The sequence below is a fragment of the Cupriavidus sp. IDO genome (assembly GCF_000812465.1).
In the GTDB taxonomy this organism is placed as follows: domain Bacteria; phylum Pseudomonadota; class Gammaproteobacteria; order Burkholderiales; family Burkholderiaceae; genus Cupriavidus.
The window spans coordinates 1-16,548 of the sequence record NZ_JWMA01000165.1; the positions used below are offsets into that span (position 1 = coordinate 1).

A 16,548-nucleotide genomic window follows, 5' to 3' on the forward strand; every position below is an offset into this window, starting at 1 on the left:
ACGCACATGCGCACGGGTCGTTAAGTCTCGACCTTCTCGTTACACCGTTCGGTTCCTGAGAAAGGACCTTAACTGAACGGCATTACACCCTCGGGTGCCCTTTTGCATGATCGGGCCAGCCCCGCCCTACAGCGCGCAGGTGCGGAAGCCGACAAACGCGAAGTCATCCTCCGGCAGCAGTGCCCAGCGCGCCCGCACGTGACGCAGCCGCGCCGGACTGGCGAACGACACGCCCCGCACTGCCTGGTGCGTGACGAACCGGCTGACCAGATCCACGTCGGACGGACCGGCCGTGAAGCCCGCATAGGGTTCGTATGGCGTGGCCGTCCACTCGCGCAACGCGCCCCACTGCAAGCCGCGGTTCTGCAAGGCGGCGAGTTCCCACTCCACTTCGGCCGGCAGTCGCCGCCCGGCCCAGGCGCACCATGCCTGCGCCTCGAACAGCGTGACGTGGCGCACGGCCTCGTCGGGATTGAGCGTGCGTAGCGTGCCGAAGCGTTCCACCATCCATGCACGCGATTCCGGATGCCGCGACCAGTAGCGCGGCGCCGAGCGCTCCTGCGTCATCAGCCATTGCCGCCCCGAGGCCGACCACCACGCGGGATGCTCGTAGCCGCCGTCTTCGACGAACTCGAGGAACTGCGCGTTGCTGACCAGGGCGGCATCCATCTCGAATGCCGGCACGTAGGTCGGCTGCGGAGGCCGCTCGTCGGGCTGCGCGTAGCCGTCGGCATCCGTCCAGCCCTGCGTGAAGCGTCCGCCCGGAAAATGCAGCGTGCCGCCCTGCCCGACCGATATCGAGGGGCCCGGCGTGGCCGGTTCCGCGGGCGCCGTGCCGAGGGCCTGCAGCAGCGCGGCCACCTTCTCGGCCTGCGCATCTTCATGGAGCAGCGTGCGGCGGAACGGATAGAGGGTGAGATCGTCGTCATCGGGCAGCAACGCCACGCGGCGCAGCACGCGATCGAGCACGTCGGCCGAATAGCGCTTGACCACCGCTACGTCCGGCAGCGCGATTTCCCAGCGTTCGTCGGGCCCGATGCGGTCGGCGTCGAACCATTCGTCGGCGCCGTCGAGCAGCGAGGGCTCGCTTGCCACCGGCACCGGCACGCCGCCACGGTCCAGCTGGCGCACGCCGCGCAGGCACCACCATTCGGCATGCCAGGCGATATGCCCGAGCGTCCACAGCGGGGGATCGGCATCGTACTGGCGCGGCACGTCCCAGCCGCGGCGGGTCTGCCCGAAGGCCGCCAGCCATGCCAGCGTTCGGCTGCGAGCGTCAACCAGCGCCTGCGCAAGGCCCTCGCGCGGCAGGCGGCGTGCATCAGTCCACATGGTTTTGCCACCGCTGAAGTAGAGATCGGGAAGCATGGAAAAGCCGCTCATCGGGATGATCCGTGCAAGGAAATAAGACGACGAGAACCGGCGCCGGGCCGCGGATGCGGCCGGCGCCTTGCGGGCATTATGACACCAGCCCGCCGCCGCTTCAGGCCCTGGCGTGGAACACGGCAAACCAGCCGCGCGGGTCGGTCCAGTGCACGGGATCGTCAAACCCGGCGGCTTCCAGCAGCATCGCGAAATCCTCGGGCCTGTACTTGTAGGAATCCTCGGTATGGATGCGCTCGCCGGCGGCGAACTCGCGCGCCCCGCCCGGCCAGTGCACGGTCACGTTGCGGCAGGCCTCGAGGTGCATCTGGATGCGCGACGCCTGACGGTCGAAGCTGGCCACGTGGCGCCAGTCCTCCAGCATGAAATCACTGCCGACGATGCGGTTGAGGTTACGCAGCACGTTGCGGTTGAATGCCGCGGTAACGCCAAGCGGATCGTCATAGGCGGCCACGAGCGTGGCTTCGTCCTTGTGCAGGTCCACGCCGATCAGCACGCCATCGCCGCGGCCGGCGGCGGCGCGCAGCCGCTGCAGCAGCCCGAGCGCGTCGAGCGGCGCGAAATTCCCGATGCTGGAGCCGGGATAGAAAAACAGGCGCCTGCCGCGCCTGACGCTCCTGGGCAGGTCGAACGTGCCGCACAGGTCGGCGCCGAGGCCCAGCATGGGGATGTCGGGGTTCTGCTGCTGCAGGCAGGAAAGCGTGCCGCGCAGGAACTCCACCGAGATATCCAGCGCCACGTACTGCGCCGGCCGCAGGCTGCCGAACAGCCGCGCCGCCTTCTCGCAGTTGCCGGCGCCGAGATCGATCAGCACGCAGCCGCTGCCGGAGCGCGCCGCGATGGCGGGGGCGGCGCTGGCAAAGATCGCGGCTTCGGTGCGGGTCGGGTAGTACTCGGGCAGGTCGGTGATGGCCTCGAACAGGCGCGAGCCGAGTACATCGTAGAAGAACTTCGGGCTGATGCTGGCCTGGGGCTGGCTCAGTCCTTCCAGCACCTGGACACGCAGGGCGCCGCTGTCTTCGTGGTACTGCTGGACGAATTCCGGCTCAAGGGCGGCTCGCCGCGCATGGCCGTTGGCAACACTGACCAGTTCCGGCGGCGCTGCATGTTCGTCGTGGTGGTTGAGGCTGGTGTGATTGGCTTGCGAGTGGGGGCGGTTGAGGTTGAGAGGGCTCGGGACAGCCGGCATGACATTTCCTTGTGAAAGTGGATGGTCACTGCGTGATTCCCTAAAGCGGCTGCGCTCTGCATGTCGTGCGCGCCACGGCAACCGGGATGCGCCGCTGTGCCGTCCGGGACGCATCGGCCGGATGCCGATCTTCAAGCATAGGTGCAACCGGCCGATCGTGCTTGCTGCAATGCGGGCGGAATGACCGGAAAATGTGGATCAAGATCCATTTCGCCTGCCGCACGTCGGTGTCTTTCCCGATGCGGCAAAGTTGCCACTCTTCGTTTATAATCCGCCCCAACGCGGCCGCTTGCGGTCGCGTCCCTTCAAAGGGGAGTAGCTCCGGGGCTCCAAGCCCTTAGCACAATCGTCATTCCGAGACTGACGTCTCCGGTTGTGCTGACACTGGCGCGCATACCGCGCCGGCTGTCGAGCAAGACCTTTGCAACCTGGATTCATGGTTTGCAAAGGCGGCCCCACCCTCCCGTGCTCCGTGTCTCCAGGCGAACCAAACGTGCCCTTGCGGCTATTCGTACCTGAGGAGAGTTCATGGAGTGGTTTACCGATCTGTTCACGATGCAGTTCCTGACGGCGCTGCTGTCCATCGTTGTCATTGACCTGGTGCTGGCCGGCGACAATGCCATCGTGATCGCGCTGGCGGCGCGCAACCTGCCGCCGCACCTGCAAAAGAAGGCCATTGTCTGGGGCACCATCGGTGCCGTGGTTGTCCGCTCGGCCATGACGATCGGCGTGGTCTGGTTGCTCCAGATCCCCGGCCTGCTGCTGGTCGGCGGCATGGCGCTGGTGTGGATTGCCTACAAACTGCTGTCCGACGAAGGTAATGGCGACGAGCATGGCGCCGGTGCTTCCACGCTGTTCGGCGCGATGAAGACCATCATCATCGCCGACGCCGTGATGGGCGTTGACAACGTGCTGGCCGTTGCCGGCGCCGCCCACGGCAGCTTCCTGCTGGTGGTGCTGGGCCTGCTGATCAGCATCCCCATCGTGGTGTGGGGCTCGAGCCTGGTGCTCAAGCTGATGTCGCGCTTCCCGGCCATCATCTACGCGGGTGCCGGCGTGCTGGCCTTCACCGCGGTCAAGATGATCGTGCACGAGCCGCTGGTCAAGGCGTTCTTCGAAGCCAACCCGGTGATCAACTGGGGCCTGTACGTGCTGATCATCGGCGGCGTGCTGGGTGCCGGATACCTGGTGCAAAAGCGCCGCGTGACGATGGCGGAAAGCCACTAAGGCAGCTGCGAGCCGGGGCGATGCCCCGGCCTTCCGACGGGCCGCCTCCCACCCGGGAGAGCGGCCCGTTCGCTTTTCCGCGATGGGATAAAATGCCACCCTTGCGTGCATTCGCACCCTTCCAACGTCACATTTCCCTGCGCCCGCGCCGATGAAACAGTACCTCGACTTCATGCGCCATGTGTACGAGCATGGCACCGAAAAGGCCGACCGCACCGGCACCGGCACGCGCTCGGTGTTCGGCTACCAGATGCGCTTCGACCTGCGCGAAGGCTTTCCGGTGGTCACCACCAAGAAGCTGCACCTGAAGTCGATCATCCTCGAACTGCTCTGGTTCCTGCAGGGCTCGACCAACGTCCGCTGGCTGCAGGAAAACGGTGTCAGCATCTGGGACGAATGGGCCGACGAAAACGGCGAGCTGGGGCCGGTCTATGGTTCGCAGTGGCGCTCCTGGCCCACGCCCGACGGCGGCCACATCGACCAGATCACGGACCTGCTGAACCAGATCCGCGCCAACCCGGATTCGCGCCGCCTGATCGTGTCGGCCTGGAACGTCGCGGACATTCCGCGCATGAAGCTGCCGCCCTGTCACGCGTTCTTCCAGTTCTACGTGGCCGATGGCCGGCTGTCGTGCCAGCTCTACCAGCGCAGCGCCGACATCTTCCTGGGCGTGCCCTTCAACATCGCCAGCTATGCGCTGCTGACGCACATGATCGCGCAGCAGACCGGGCTGGAGGTGGGCGACTTCATCTGGACCGGCGGCGACTGCCACATCTACAGCAACCACTTCGAGCAGGTGCAGACCCAGCTTTCGCGCGACCCGCTGCCGCTGCCGCAGCTGAAGATCGCACGCAAGCCCGACAGCATCTTCGACTACCGCTACGACGACTTCGAGCTGGTGGGCTACCAGTCGCACGCGGCCATCAAGGCGCCGGTGGCCGTATGACACTGCTGACGCTGATCGTTGCCAAGGCCCGCAACGGCACCATCGGCCGCGACAACGCGCTGCCGTGGCGCCTGCCGGAGGACCTCGCCCACTTCAAGCGCACCACCATGGGCGCGCCCGTCATCATGGGTCGCAAGACCTGGGATTCGATCGGGCGGCCGCTGCCGGGGCGCCGCAATATTGTGGTCAGCCGCAATCCGGCGCTGAAGATCGAGGGCGCGGAAGTGGCCGCCTCGCTCGAAGATGCGCAGCGGCTGTGCGTGGGCGTGGAACAGGTATTCCTGATCGGCGGCGCCCAGCTCTATGCCGAGGCCCTGCCGAGCGCCGACCGGCTGGTGGTGACGGAGATCGATGCGAACGTGGAAGGCGACGCCTTCTTTCCGGCGATCGACCGCACCTTGTGGCTGGAGACATCGCGCGAGGTGCATCGCTCGGAAGCGAACGGCTTCGACTACGCCTTTGTGCAGTACGACCGGCCGCCCTCGGGCGAGGAGTAAGGCGCGGTCAGCAAGATTCATCGCCGATTTGTGGGCAGGGGTTTTGGAGGGGCTATTGCTGACGGGCCTGAGGGTAGTGGCTGCGGGTTGGCTGCTGTCGAAGGTCGACGGCCCCGTTTCGCCCTGCCGGGCGAGTTCCTTTCTGGCGCCGTCAGAAAGGAGGTCGCCGGCTACGCCGGCGAAACAGCAGAGCCTCCAAGAACCCAATCCCCCAATCCGGCGAAGAACCACAAAAAAGCAGGTGCACACGGCACCTGCTCAGATTGCCAGACAAAGATCAAACTGCCCGTCATTCCCGCTCAGGCGGGAATGACGGGCAGTTAGGCCTTACGACATTTCGGCGTCCGCTCAATTCCCCGCAATCGTCATCTGCTCGATCAGGATCGAGCCGGTTTCCTTGGTGCCGCGCACCAGCGAATCGGCGCCCACGGCAACGATCTTGTGGAACATCTCGGCCATATTGCCGGCGATGGTGATCTCTTCCACCGGATACTGGATCTCGCCGTTCTCCACCCAGTAGCCCGACGCGCCGCGCGAGTAGTCGCCCGTCACGTAGTTGACGCCCTGCCCCATCAGTTCTGTCACCAGCAGGCCGGTCCCGAGCTTCTTCAGCATGCCGCGGAAATCGTCGCCCGGCTGGGTCAGCTTGCTCGACAGCGTCAGGTTGTGCGAGCCGCCGGCGTTGCCCGTGGTCTGCATGCCCAGCTTGCGCGCCGAGTAGGTCGACAGGAAGTAGCCCTCGACCACGCCGTCGCGCACCACGTCGCGCGCCTGCGTGCGCACGCCTTCTTCGTCGAACGGTGCGCTACCCATCGCACCGGGCACGTGCGGTTGCTCGTGGATCTGGATATGCGGCGCAAACGCGGCCTTGCCGAGCGTGTCGTAGAGGAAGGTGGACTTGCGGTACAGCGCGCCGCCCGACACCGCCTGCACGAACGCGCCGAGCAGGCCGGCGGCCAGCGGGGCCTCGAACAGTACCGCGCAGCGGCGGGTGGAAAGCTTGCGCGCGTTCAGGCGGGCCAGCGCGCGCTCGGCGGCGTAGCGGCCGATGTCCTCGGGCACGGCCAGTGCCAGCGGCGAACGCTTGGACGAATACCAGTCGTCGCGCTGCATGCCGCCGCCGGTGCCGGCGATCGGCGCGCACGAAATGAAGTGGCGCGAGTATGGATAGCCGCCCAGGAAGCCGCGCGAGGTCGCCAGCACGAACTGCGAATGCTGCGCCGACACACTGGCACCGTCGCTGTTGCGGATGCGCGGCGATACCTCGAAGGCGGCAGCCTCGGCGCGACGCGCGATGTCGATGGCGGCCTCGGCGTCGATGTTCCAGGGGTGGAACAGGTCCAGGTCGCGCGGGGCACGCTCCAGCAGTTCCTCCTCGGCCAGCCCGGCGCAGTCGTCCTCCGCCGTGAAGCGGGCGATGTTGTAGGCTGCCTCGGCGGTGGCGCGCAGCGCTGCCGGCGAAAAATCCGAGGTGCTGGCATTGCCGCGCCGCTTGCCGATCATCACCGTCACCCCCACGACCTTGTCGCGGTTCTGCTCGATGGTTTCCACCTGCCCCTTGCGGACCGAAACCGACAGGCCGCTGCCCTCGGAGATCTCGGTGGCGGCATCGGTCGCCCCCAGTTCGCGTGCCACACGCAGCACATCGGCGGCCATCTCGCCGAGCTGGGCCTGGGTGTAAGTGAAGTGCGCGGTCTGTTCTGCGATCTGGTCCATGCTGGGCGGCGTCATCAAAAGTTCAAGCGGCAATCATAGCAAGATAAAATGCCGCCTATGACGCGAAATTCCCGTAACTCCTCCGGCTCCCGCTTCCCCGGTGCATTTTCCCCGGAACCGGATGCCGACGAACCCAAAAGCAAGTCGCAGAAGAAGCGCGACATGACCGCCCTGCAGGACCTTGGCGTCGAGCTCGAAGCGCTGGCCAAGGACCGCCTGGCGCGCGTACCGATGCCCGAGACCCTGGAAGACGCCATCCGCGAGGCCCGCCGCATCACCAGCCATGAGGGCAAGCGCCGCCAGATGCAGTATGTCGGCAAGATCATGCGTGGCCTGGACGACGACGAAGTCGAGGCGATACGCGCCGCGCTGGAAGGCTTCAAGGGCACCAGCAAGGCCGAGACCGCACGCATGCACCTGATCGAGCGCTGGCGCGAGCTGCTGCTGGCCGACGATGCGGCGCTGACCCGCTTCCTGAGCGAGCACCCGAGCGCGGACGTGCAGGCGCTGCGCAATATCATCCGCAACGCGCGCAAGGAGAAGGAGCAGGCCAAGCCGCCGCGCTACTTCCGCGAACTGTTCCAGGCCATCAAGACGGCGCTCGACGCCACCGATGGCCATGCTGCCGATGAACAAGCCCCTTCCCCGGAGCCCGAAGCATGACGCAGACCCTCCACCCGATCGCCCGCAACCACCCTGACGAGCTGGTCGTCGGCTTTGTCTCGATCTCGGACCGCGCCTCGGCCGGCACCTACCAGGACGAAGGCATCCCGGCGCTGCGCGAGTGGTTCGGCCGTACGCTGACCTCGCCCTGGCAAGGCGTGGAACGCCTGATTCCCGATGAACAGGCCCAGATCTCGCGCACGCTGATCGAACTGGTCGACGTCGCCGGCTGCGACCTCGTGCTGACCACCGGCGGCACCGGCCCCGCGCGGCGCGATGTCACGCCGGAAGCCACGCTGGCCGTGGCCACCAAGGAAATGCCCGGATTCGGCGAGCAGATGCGCCAGATCAGCCTGAATTTCGTGCCGACCGCGATCCTGTCGCGCCAGGTGGCCGTGATCCGCGAAACCGCCAGCCGGGCGGCGCTGATCATCAACCTGCCGGGCCAGCCGCGTGCCATCCGCGAAACGCTGGAAGGCCTGCGCGACGCCGACGGCAAGGCGGTCGTGCAAGGCATCTTTGCCGCGGTGCCGTATTGCATCGACCTGATCGGCGGGCCCTACATGGAAACCGACGAGGCTGTGGTCAAGGCCTGGCGGCCCAAGAACGCCATTCGTACCAGGCCGGCTGCCTGATGACGCCAGCGCCAGGGGCTCAGCGCAACCCCAGGTAAAGCCCTGCGGGCACGAACAGCACCGCCCCGATATTCCCGAGCAGCACGATCGACGCCACCTGATCCGGCTCCTGCCGGAAATGGTCGGCCACCAGGAAGTTCAGCACCGCCGGCGGCAGTGCCGCAAAGACGAACAGCAGGCCGCGCTGCAATCCGGTGAGCGGCACCCACTGCGCCAGCAGCAGCGCCACCGCAATTCCCGTCAGCGGGCAGGCCGCAGCGCCGATCAGCCCCATGCCCCAGTTGCGCAGGCTGACATCCTTCATCCGCACCCCCAGCGCAAACAGCATCAGCGGCACCGTGGCATCGCCGAGCAACTTGACTGACTGGTAGACCGGCTCCGGCAGCGCAAACCACGGTCGGGCCAGCGACAGCCCTACCCCCGCCACGGTGGCCAGCACCATCGGATTGCGCGCGATCTGGGCGGTCGAGGCATGCCGGTTGACGATCTTCATGCCGATCGTGAAATGCATCAGGTTCGAGGCCGCGAACAGCGCCACCGCCGGTGCCAGCCCGGCCGGGCCGAAGGCAAAGACGGACAGTGGCAAGCCCATGTTGCCGCAGTTGTTGAACATCATCGGCGGCACGAAGGTGCGCGGATCGACCCTGAGCATCCGCGCCACGATCCACGCCAGCACGCCCGAGCCCAGCACCACGGCGACGGCGCAGGCCAGCAACACCAGCTGGTCGGCCAGCACGAAGTCCTTGCTGCCGAACGCCGACGCCACCAGCAGCGGCGCGATCACGTCTAGCGTGGCACGGTTGATCCCCGCCATGTCCGGATGGGCCTTGCGCCCGTACAGCCAGCCGACCAGGATGATCAGGATGACCGGGGTGATGATCGAGACAATGCGGGCGAACATGGGACTTAGCGGAGCGGGAGAACGGCGGCGTCGGTCGCGCCTGCCGCGGGCGGCGTGGCCGGTTCGGACCGGCCCGCCGGTTCTTGTTATGGGGCGGGAGCGTCAGCCGCAGGCGCGGCCGGGGTGGCGGCCGGGGTGGCGAGTGTGGCGGCGGCCGAATGGCGGATGAAATGCGTGCGGTAGTAGCGCAGCTCCTCCACCGATTCGAGGATGTCGGCCAGCGCGGTGTGCAGCTGGCGCTTGATGAAACCCTTGTGGATGGCCGGTTCCCAGCGCTTGCACAGTTCCTTCAGCGTGGACACGTCCAGGTTGCGGTAGTGGAAGAACGACTCCAGCTTCGGCATGTAGCGCGCCATGAAGCGGCGATCCTGGCAGATCGAATTGCCGCACATCGGCGACTTGCCGGCCGGCACCCAGCGCTTGAGGAAGGCCAGCAGTTCGGCCTCGGCCTGCTCTTCGGTCAGCGTCGAGGCCTTGACCTTGTCGATCAGGCCCGAACGGCCGTGGGTGCCCTTGTTCCAGTTGTCCATGCCGTCGAGCACGGCATCTTCCTGGTGGATCACCAGCACCGGGCCCTCGGCCAGGATATTGAGTTCCGAGTCGGTCACGACGATCGCTATCTCGATGATGCGGTCGTTGTCCGGCGACAGGCCGGTCATTTCCATGTCCAACCAGACCAGGTTGTTTTCACTTTTGACGGATTTGGTGGTGGAGGCGTGGCTTGTCATCTGGACTGCTGGATAGCTTGAATGGGAAAAACGCGCTATGCGCGGCGGTGGGCCGGGGCGCGAACAATTTATAATTCTCGCATATCCGTCCGGAATGCCGTCTGGCGCACCTTGCCAGCGGCGACCGGATATCCCGATGCGCGGCGCCAGACTGGCCGGTGCCGTCGCAATCCCGACAAGGCCTATGCCGATGTTCACGTTGATTTTCCTCGCCGCCCTGGTCGTCATGGTCCTGACCAAGCTCTGGCTGGCAGCCCGCCAGGTACGCCATGTGGCCGCGCACCGAAACGCGGTGCCGGCGCGCTTTGCCGACACCATTGCGCTGTCTTCCCACCAGAAGGCTGCCGACTACACCATCGCCCGCACCCGGCTGTCGATGCTCGAAGTGCTGGCCGGAGCCGCCGTGCTGATCGGCTTCACCATGCTGGGCGGGCTGCAGTGGCTCAACCAGTTCTGGCTGGACATCTTCGGCCCCGGCTATGCCTACGGCGTGGCGCTGGTGGCCAGCGTGGCGCTGATCGGCGGACTGGCCGAACTGCCCTTCTCGCTGTACGGCCAGTTCGGCATCGAGGAGCGCTTTGGCTTCAACAAGATGACGCCGGCGCTGTGGCTGGCCGACATGGTCAAGATGCTGCTGGTCGCCAGCGTGCTGGGCCTGCCGCTGCTGCTGGCCGTGCTGTGGCTGATGGACCGCGCCGGCGAGCTGTGGTGGGTCTGGACGTGGCTGGTGTGGATGGCATTCAACCTGCTGTTGCTGGTGGTGTTCCCGACCTTCATCGCGCCGCTGTTCAACAAGTTCGAGCCGCTCAACGACGAGTCGCTGCGCAAGCGCATCGAAGCGCTGATGCAGAAATGCGGCTTTGCCAGCAAGGGCCTGTTCGTGATGGACGGCAGCAAGCGCAGCGCGCACGGCAATGCCTACTTCACCGGCTTCGGCGCCGCCAAGCGCATCGTCTTCTTCGACACCCTGCTGTCGCGACTGTCCGGCGACGAGATCGAGGCCGTGCTCGCGCATGAGCTGGGCCACTTCAAGCGCCGCCACGTAACCAAGCGGATCGTGGTCACCTTCGCCCTGAGCCTGGTCTTCCTGGCGCTACTGGGCTGGCTGTCGACCCGCGCCTGGTTCTACACCGGCCTGGGCGTCGTGCCCAACCTGGGCGTATCCAATCACGCACTGGCACTGGTGCTGTTCTTCCTGACGCTGCCGGTGTTCACCTTCCTGCTCGGGCCGCTGTCGAGCCTGACGTCGCGCCGCCACGAATTCGAGGCGGACGCCTTTGCCGCCGACCAGACCGATGCCGGCCACCTCGTCTCGGCACTGGTCAAGCTGTACAAGGACAACGCCTCGACGCTGACGCCCGATCCGCTCTATAGCGCCTTCTACTACTCGCATCCGCCCGCAGCCCAGCGGATCGACCGACTGCTGGCGCACGCATGAGCCGCACCCTGCGTCACCGCACCGCCGGCAGCGGCACAGTCGCCGGCACCGCGCCCGAGGGTGCGCTGATCGTTGCTGCGCATGGCCGCCACTATGTGGCCGAACTGGCCGACGGCTCGCGCATGCATGCCTTCCCACGCGGCAAGAAGAGCGAAGCCGCCGTTGGCGACCACGTCAGCATCGAACGCGCCGCGGCAGACCAGTGCGTGATCACGGCGGTCAGGCCGCGCAAGAACCTGCTGCACCGCTCCGACCAGTTCAAGTCCAAGCTGCTGGCGGCCAATATCGACCAGGTCATCATCGTGCTGGCCACCGAGCCGGGCTTCTCCGAAGACCTGCTCGGCCGCGCGCTGGTGTCGGCGGAAGCGCTCGAAATCCGGCCGCTGATCGTGCTGAACAAGACCGACCTGCCCGACCGGCTGGAAGAATCGCGGGGGCGGCTGGCGCTGTACCGGAACCTGGGCTACGACACCGTCGAGCTGTCGGTGCGCGGCAATCCCGAACAAACGCTGGCCGAACTGCAGCCGCGCCTGGCGGGGCTGGCCAGCATCCTCATCGGCCAGTCCGGCATGGGCAAGTCGTCGCTGCTGAACCTGCTGATTCCGGGGGTGGAGGCGCAGACGCGCGAGATCTCGGCCAAGCTGGATTCGGGCAAGCACACCACCACCTTCACCCGGCTCTATCACCTGCCGGCGGACTGGGGGACAGTGGATGGGCGGCGAGGCTGCCTGATCGACTCACCGGGCTTCCAGGAATTCGGCCTGCATCACCTGAGCGAGGGCATGCTGGAACGCGCCTTCCCGGAGTTCAGGCCGCGCCTGACCGAGTGCCGTTTCTACAACTGCCATCACATCAACGAACCGGGCTGCGGCGTGCTGGCGGCGATCGACGCCGGTGGCATCTCCGAGCGCCGGCACCAGCTCTACACCCAGCTCCTGCACGAGTCGCGTCAGCAAAAGCCGTGGTAAGGTTGGCGCACCTGCACAGCCGGGTGCCGCCCATGAAACTGCTGCTGTCCACCCCGTCGCTTGTCCACGCGGCGCATTGCCAGAACGTGCTGCTGGCAGCCGGTATCCGCGCTGAGTTGCGCAATACCTGGCTGTCCGGCGCCATTGGTGAAATTCCCTTCCGGGAGAGTGCGCCGCAGGTCTGGCTGGTCGATGACGAGATGGAGACCCAGGCCTGGGCCGTGCTGGACGCGGCCGCCAACCCGGCGCCGGGTCCGCGCTGGCAATGCCGCCATTGCCATGAATGGCATGAAGCGCAGTTCGGCGCCTGCTGGCACTGCGGCGCCGCGAGAGACTAGCCGAAAGAATCCGGCTGCAGGCAGTGGATCAGCCGACCCAGAGCGCCAGCGACAACATCGCAAGCAGCAGCATCCACAGCACCACAGCCCGCCAGACCAGCCCCACCGCAGATTGCAGCGTGCGGACCCCCGGCTCGACACCAAATTCAGGCGGAACCGGCTCCGGCCCGGAGTCATCCTCCATGCCGGGCGCGTAGTCGATGGCAGGGCCAGCCAGGCTGGTGCGCAGCACAACGCTGGAGTCTTCTTCAGCCAGGGGCGTGCCCAGCCGCACGCCGAGCGCGCCACCGCCGCTGGCCAGCAGGATGCCGTTGACCGCATCGTTCCACTTGCGGGCGTGGTTGCGCCAGGCATACACCGCGTCCTCGAAATTGCCGACGATGGCAAAGCCGATCGAGGTCAGGCGCGACGGAATCCAGTCCAGCAGGTAAAAAGCCCGTGCGGCGAAACGGCCCAGGGCCGGGCTGCGCTCGGTGGAGGGCTCGTTCCAGTGCCGGCCCAGATACTCCGCCGTGCGGTACAGCACCACCCCGCCGGGACCGATCGGCACCAGGAACCAGAAGAACACGCCGAACACATGCCGGTGCACCGCGACGATGGCGGCTTCCAGCGTATGGCGCACGATTTCGCTGACCGGCATCTCGACGGCATCGATGCCGGTCCACTCATGCAGCAGGGCACGCGCGGTGAGCAGGTCGTCGCGGTTCAGCGCCTCGTGGATATCCGTGAAGTAGTGGCTGAACTGCCGGAAACCGAGCGTCATGTAGAGCACCAGCACGTTCCAGGCGAGCGTGAGCGCCACGCTGATCGAAGCGAGCAGGTAGTGCACGACCATCACGGCAAGCGTGAGCGGCAACACGACGGTGAACCACGCCAGCGCGGCGTCGCGCGGCCGGCCGGTGTCGAAGGCATGTTCTGCGCGGTCGCCGAGCGTGCGCACGATTTCATGGATCGGGTTGTTGCGACCCAGTGCGCGAAACTGCTCTGCAATCAGCGCCAGAAGAATGGAAACAAAGGTCATCTCGGGACTGGTGGCGAAGGCCGGAACGCCGGGCGGCGAAGTGGCTGCCCGGTCGCATATCTATAGCAAGAAGATAGCACAGCGGTACCTGCCGATCTAACCGGGCGCTGAAAAAGGAAAGCCCGCCGGCAACGCCGGCGGGCTTTCTGTCCTGCCCAAAGCTCAGCAAGAGCTTTCAGGGCAGATCGAACACCAGCACTTCGGCGTCACTGCCCTGCGACACGGCAACCTCGCCCACCGCCTCCAGCTTGGCCGCATCACCAGCTTCCAGCGCCTGGCCGTTGACCACCACGCGGCCGCGAGCCACGTGGACGTAGACTCGCCGACCCGGCGCAATGGCCAGCGTAGCCGCTTCGTCGCCATCGAACAGGCCCGCATACAGCCGCATATCCTGATGCACGACCACCGAACCCTCGGCACCATCCGCGCTTGCCACCAGCCGCAGCTTGCCGCGCTTATCGGCCGCTTCGAAGCGCCTTTCCTCGTAGCCCGGCTCGATCCCGGTGCGGTCCGGCATGATCCAGATCTGCAGGAAATGCGTGGTGTCATGGGCGGCGTGGTTGTATTCCGAGTGGCGCACGCCGGTGCCCGCGCTCATGCGCTGCACGTCGCCCGGACGGATCACGCTGCCGTTACCCATGCTGTCCTTGTGGGCCAGCTCGCCTTCCAGCACGTAGCTGATGATTTCCATGTCGCGATGGCCGTGGGTACCAAACCCCATGCCGGGCGCAACCCGGTCCTCGTTGATGACGCGCAGCGGCCCGTACTGGACGTGCTGCGGATCGTAGTAGTCGGCGAAGGAGAACGAATGGTATGACTTGAGCCAGCCGTGGTCCGCGTAGCCGCGCTCTCCAGCCTTTCTGATTTCAATCATTTTGATGGCCCTCCTAATGGCCTTGGCTTGTCATACTGGCGTTTTGATCTAGAGCCAGGCTGACATCTGCTTGGGATGCTAGGAAGTTTAGGGCTGGTAGCGTATATTAAACGGCATCGCCATAGAAGCAGTTGTTCAGAATTTTTGAATATGCCACTCTCCCTCGAATCCCTGGAAGTCCTCGATGCCATCGAACGCAAGGGCAGCTTCGCCGCCGCCGCGCACGAGATGGGAAAAGTGCCGTCGGCGCTCACGTATGTGGTCCGCAAGCTGGAGGAAGACCTGGACGTCCTCCTGTTCGACCGCCGCCGCCACCGCGCGGAACTGACACCCGCCGGGCGCGCGCTGCTGGACGAAGGCCGCCACCTGCTGCATGCCGCCGACGACCTTGCCCGCCGCGTCAAGCGCCTGGCGACAGGCTGGGAGGCAACGCTCTCCATCGTAGTGGACGACCTGATTAATTTCCGCGCGCTGATGCCGGTAATCCAGGATTTTTACGCCGAGAACACCGCCACCCGCCTGCGCTTTGCCAAGGAAGTGCTGGCCGGGGCCTGGGACGCGCTGGTGAACAACCGGGCCGATCTCGTGATTGGCGGCGCCTATGACGCGCCGAGCACGCAAGGCTTCCAGATCCGGCCTCTCGGCTCAATGCCGTTTGTCTTTGCGGTGGCTGCGCACCACCCCCTGGCGGCGGAGGAAGGCCCGCTCACTACCGTCCAGATCGCCAGGCACCGCATCGTGGCCGTGGGCGATACGTCGCGCAACCTGCCGGCACGCACCCAAGGCGTGCTGGCAGGGCAGGATGTACTGGTGGTACCGACCATGCGCGACAAGCTCGAAGCGCAGATCCGTGGCCTTGGCTGTGGCTGGCTGCCGGCGCCGATGGCGCAGCCGCATATCGAGAGCGGCGTGCTGCAGGCCCGCGAAACGGTTGAGGTGCGCGCCCCCGGCAACTTCAAGGTCGCCTGGCGCACCAGCAACCGCGGCAAGGCGCTGCAATGGTGGGCCAACAAGCTCGAGGATCCGCGGCTGGCGCAGGCGCTGCTCCAGCAACAACCAGACTTTAACGGCTGAGGCCAGCGCATGGCAGGTCCCGACGGCGGCTATCGCGGCCGCTTTGCCCCCTCGCCTACCGGCCCGCTGCATATGGGCTCGCTGGTCACCGCGCTGGCGAGCTGGCTCGACGCCCGCGCGCATGGCGGCCAGTGGCTGGTCCGCATCGAAGACATCGACTACCCGCGCTGCGTGCGCGACGCCGACGAGGACATCCTCCGGACGCTGGAGCGCCTCGGCATGACACCCGATGAGCCCTCGGTCTGGCAAAGCCGGCGTGAATCACTCTATGCCGATGCCCTGCGCCGGCTGGAAGCCGTCGGCCAGATCTACCCCTGCGGCTGCTCGCGCAAGGAGATTGCCGATTCCCTGGTGCATGTGCGCGAGCGCCACCAGACCCTGGGCTACCCGGGCACCTGCCGCCACGGCCTGAATGGCAAGCTGCCGCGCGCCTGGCGGGTGCGCGTGCCGGACGGCCCGGCCGCGACCATCTGCTTCGATGACCGCTGGCAGGGACGGCAATGCCAGAACCTGGAAACCGAGCTGGGAGATTTCGTACTGCGGCGCGCGGACGGGCTGTGGGCCTACCAGCTCGCCGTGGTGGTGGACGACGGCCTGCAGGGCATCACGCATATCGTGCGCGGTGCCGACCTGCTCGACTCCACGCCCCGCCAGATTCACCTGCAACGCCTGCTGGGCATTCCCTCGCCGGCCTACCTGCATGTGCCGGTGGTGGTCAATGCCGACGGCGAAAAACTGAGCAAGCAAAGCGGCGCGCAGGCGATCGACACCAGCGCACCGCTCGACGCGCTGCGGGCGGCGGGCGCCCATCTCGGGCTGAAAAACGGGGAAAGGGACGTGCAGGGCTGGCTCAGGCGAGCCAGCGCGGACTGGATGCAGCGGCTCGCTGCGCTACCCGGCGCGTAATCACTGCATCATGCCCGGGCGGGCATGACCGGCCTTCAGAACTT

The 16,548-nt window shown here is 66.3% G+C and carries 17 protein-coding genes; 10 read left to right on the top strand and 7 right to left on the bottom strand.

What is annotated here, in order from left to right:
* Positions 1-126: 126 nt before the first annotated feature.
* Both RM96_RS30415 and egtD read right to left on the bottom strand, forming a co-directional pair.
* On the bottom strand, positions 127-1,383 hold the full coding sequence (locus RM96_RS30415; RefSeq protein ID WP_039015457.1) for an SUMF1/EgtB/PvdO family nonheme iron enzyme: 1,257 nt from the start codon (positions 1,381-1,383) through the stop codon (positions 127-129).
* 100 nt (positions 1,384-1,483) lie between these two features.
* Complete coding sequence (gene egtD / locus RM96_RS30420; RefSeq protein ID WP_039015458.1) at positions 1,484-2,572, bottom strand: L-histidine N(alpha)-methyltransferase; 1,089 nt, start codon at positions 2,570-2,572, stop codon at positions 1,484-1,486.
* A gap of 528 nt (positions 2,573-3,100) precedes the next feature.
* Between egtD and RM96_RS30425 the strand changes: the two genes are divergently transcribed.
* From RM96_RS30425 to RM96_RS30435, 3 genes are all read left to right on the top strand, one after another.
* A complete protein-coding gene (locus RM96_RS30425; protein WP_039015459.1) occupies positions 3,101-3,799 on the top strand; it encodes a TerC family protein in 699 nt (232 codons plus the stop codon).
* A 151-nt stretch (positions 3,800-3,950) separates the two neighbouring features.
* Entirely contained in the window at positions 3,951-4,745 is a 795-nt protein-coding gene (locus RM96_RS30430; protein ID WP_039015460.1) for a thymidylate synthase, read from the top strand.
* Positions 4,742-5,242, top strand: a complete 501-nt coding sequence (locus tag RM96_RS30435; protein ID WP_039015461.1) for a dihydrofolate reductase — start codon at positions 4,742-4,744, stop codon at positions 5,240-5,242. Before RM96_RS30430 ends, RM96_RS30435 begins: the two co-directional genes overlap by 4 nt.
* Positions 5,243-5,590: 348 nt before the next feature.
* Here the strand turns inward: RM96_RS30435 and pmbA are convergent, their stop codons facing one another.
* Complete coding sequence (gene pmbA / locus RM96_RS30440) at positions 5,591-6,958, bottom strand: metalloprotease PmbA (protein ID WP_039015577.1); 1,368 nt, start codon at positions 6,956-6,958, stop codon at positions 5,591-5,593.
* 48 nt (positions 6,959-7,006) lie between these two features.
* Here pmbA and yjgA point away from each other — a divergent pair, with 48 nt between their 5' ends.
* Both yjgA and mog read left to right on the top strand, forming a co-directional pair.
* Entirely contained in the window at positions 7,007-7,621 is a 615-nt protein-coding gene (yjgA, locus tag RM96_RS30445) for a ribosome biogenesis factor YjgA (protein WP_039015462.1), read from the top strand.
* Positions 7,618-8,256 carry a molybdopterin adenylyltransferase gene (gene mog / locus RM96_RS30450; protein WP_052279847.1) on the top strand — a complete coding sequence of 213 codons (639 nt, stop codon included), beginning with the start codon at positions 7,618-7,620 and terminating at the stop codon, positions 8,254-8,256. The genes yjgA and mog overlap by 4 nt, the downstream gene beginning before the upstream one ends.
* A 19-nt stretch (positions 8,257-8,275) precedes the next feature.
* On the opposite strand, the gene RM96_RS30455 is transcribed toward mog, so the two are convergent.
* Together RM96_RS30455 and orn are read right to left on the bottom strand one after the other, a co-directional pair.
* On the bottom strand, positions 8,276-9,157 hold the full coding sequence (locus tag RM96_RS30455) for an AEC family transporter (RefSeq protein WP_039015463.1): 882 nt from the start codon (positions 9,155-9,157) through the stop codon (positions 8,276-8,278).
* A gap of 86 nt (positions 9,158-9,243) precedes the next feature.
* Positions 9,244-9,885, bottom strand: coding sequence for an oligoribonuclease (gene orn, locus RM96_RS30460; RefSeq protein WP_039015464.1), 642 nt, complete (start codon positions 9,883-9,885; stop codon positions 9,244-9,246).
* Between the two features lie 190 nt (positions 9,886-10,075).
* Between orn and RM96_RS30465 the strand changes: the two genes are divergently transcribed.
* Genes RM96_RS30465 through RM96_RS30475 form a run of 3 tightly spaced genes read left to right on the top strand, consistent with a single transcriptional unit; the run spans position 10,076 to position 12,629 of the window.
* Positions 10,076-11,323 carry a M48 family metallopeptidase gene (locus RM96_RS30465; protein WP_039015579.1) on the top strand — a complete coding sequence of 416 codons (1,248 nt, stop codon included), beginning with the start codon at positions 10,076-10,078 and terminating at the stop codon, positions 11,321-11,323.
* Positions 11,320-12,291 (top strand): ribosome small subunit-dependent GTPase A, encoded by a 972-nt coding sequence (rsgA, locus tag RM96_RS30470; RefSeq protein ID WP_039015465.1) that lies wholly within the window; start codon positions 11,320-11,322, stop codon positions 12,289-12,291. Before RM96_RS30465 ends, rsgA begins: the two co-directional genes overlap by 4 nt.
* Positions 12,292-12,323: 32 nt before the next feature.
* Positions 12,324-12,629, top strand: a complete 306-nt coding sequence (locus RM96_RS30475) for a putative signal transducing protein (RefSeq protein WP_039015580.1) — start codon at positions 12,324-12,326, stop codon at positions 12,627-12,629.
* Positions 12,630-12,657: 28 nt separating this feature from the next.
* Here RM96_RS30475 and RM96_RS30480 read toward each other — a convergent pair whose 3' ends face one another.
* On the bottom strand, positions 12,658-13,650 hold the full coding sequence (locus RM96_RS30480; RefSeq protein ID WP_039015466.1) for a CobD/CbiB family protein: 993 nt from the start codon (positions 13,648-13,650) through the stop codon (positions 12,658-12,660).
* A 175-nt stretch (positions 13,651-13,825) separates the two neighbouring features.
* Positions 13,826-14,524, bottom strand: coding sequence for a pirin family protein (locus RM96_RS30485; protein ID WP_039015467.1), 699 nt, complete (start codon positions 14,522-14,524; stop codon positions 13,826-13,828).
* 150 nt (positions 14,525-14,674) lie between these two features.
* On the opposite strand from RM96_RS30485, the gene RM96_RS30490 reads away from it, so the two are divergent.
* Both RM96_RS30490 and gluQRS read left to right on the top strand, forming a co-directional pair.
* Positions 14,675-15,598 (top strand): LysR family transcriptional regulator, encoded by a 924-nt coding sequence (locus RM96_RS30490; RefSeq protein WP_039015468.1) that lies wholly within the window; start codon positions 14,675-14,677, stop codon positions 15,596-15,598.
* Between the two features lie 9 nt (positions 15,599-15,607).
* Complete coding sequence (gene gluQRS / locus RM96_RS30495) at positions 15,608-16,504, top strand: tRNA glutamyl-Q(34) synthetase GluQRS (protein ID WP_039015469.1); 897 nt, start codon at positions 15,608-15,610, stop codon at positions 16,502-16,504.
* Positions 16,505-16,548: the final 44 nt, after the last annotated feature.

Excerpts from the sequence above, each read along its gene's own strand:
- RM96_RS30485 (WP_039015467.1), bottom strand. The coding sequence starts at position 14,524 with ATGATTGAAATCAGAAAGGCTGGAGAGCGCGGCTACGCGGACCACGGC.
- egtD (WP_039015458.1), bottom strand. The coding sequence starts at position 2,572 with ATGCCGGCTGTCCCGAGCCCTCTCAACCTCAACCGCCCCCACTCGCAA.
- orn (WP_039015464.1), bottom strand. The coding sequence starts at position 9,885 with ATGACAAGCCACGCCTCCACCACCAAATCCGTCAAAAGTGAAAACAAC.
- RM96_RS30435 (WP_039015461.1), top strand. The coding sequence starts at position 4,742 with ATGACACTGCTGACGCTGATCGTTGCCAAGGCCCGCAACGGCACCATC.
- gluQRS (WP_039015469.1), top strand. The coding sequence starts at position 15,608 with ATGGCAGGTCCCGACGGCGGCTATCGCGGCCGCTTTGCCCCCTCGCCT.
- RM96_RS30465 (WP_039015579.1), top strand. The coding sequence starts at position 10,076 with ATGTTCACGTTGATTTTCCTCGCCGCCCTGGTCGTCATGGTCCTGACC.
- RM96_RS30475 (WP_039015580.1), top strand. The coding sequence starts at position 12,324 with ATGAAACTGCTGCTGTCCACCCCGTCGCTTGTCCACGCGGCGCATTGC.
- RM96_RS30455 (WP_039015463.1), bottom strand. The coding sequence starts at position 9,157 with ATGTTCGCCCGCATTGTCTCGATCATCACCCCGGTCATCCTGATCATC.
- yjgA (WP_039015462.1), top strand. The coding sequence starts at position 7,007 with ATGCCGCCTATGACGCGAAATTCCCGTAACTCCTCCGGCTCCCGCTTC.
- rsgA (WP_039015465.1), top strand. The coding sequence starts at position 11,320 with ATGAGCCGCACCCTGCGTCACCGCACCGCCGGCAGCGGCACAGTCGCC.
- pmbA (WP_039015577.1), bottom strand. The coding sequence starts at position 6,958 with ATGGACCAGATCGCAGAACAGACCGCGCACTTCACTTACACCCAGGCC.
- RM96_RS30430 (WP_039015460.1), top strand. The coding sequence starts at position 3,951 with ATGAAACAGTACCTCGACTTCATGCGCCATGTGTACGAGCATGGCACC.
- RM96_RS30415 (WP_039015457.1), bottom strand. The coding sequence starts at position 1,383 with ATGAGCGGCTTTTCCATGCTTCCCGATCTCTACTTCAGCGGTGGCAAA.
- RM96_RS30490 (WP_039015468.1), top strand. The coding sequence starts at position 14,675 with ATGCCACTCTCCCTCGAATCCCTGGAAGTCCTCGATGCCATCGAACGC.
- mog (WP_052279847.1), top strand. The coding sequence starts at position 7,618 with ATGACGCAGACCCTCCACCCGATCGCCCGCAACCACCCTGACGAGCTG.
- RM96_RS30480 (WP_039015466.1), bottom strand. The coding sequence starts at position 13,650 with ATGACCTTTGTTTCCATTCTTCTGGCGCTGATTGCAGAGCAGTTTCGC.
- RM96_RS30425 (WP_039015459.1), top strand. The coding sequence starts at position 3,101 with ATGGAGTGGTTTACCGATCTGTTCACGATGCAGTTCCTGACGGCGCTG.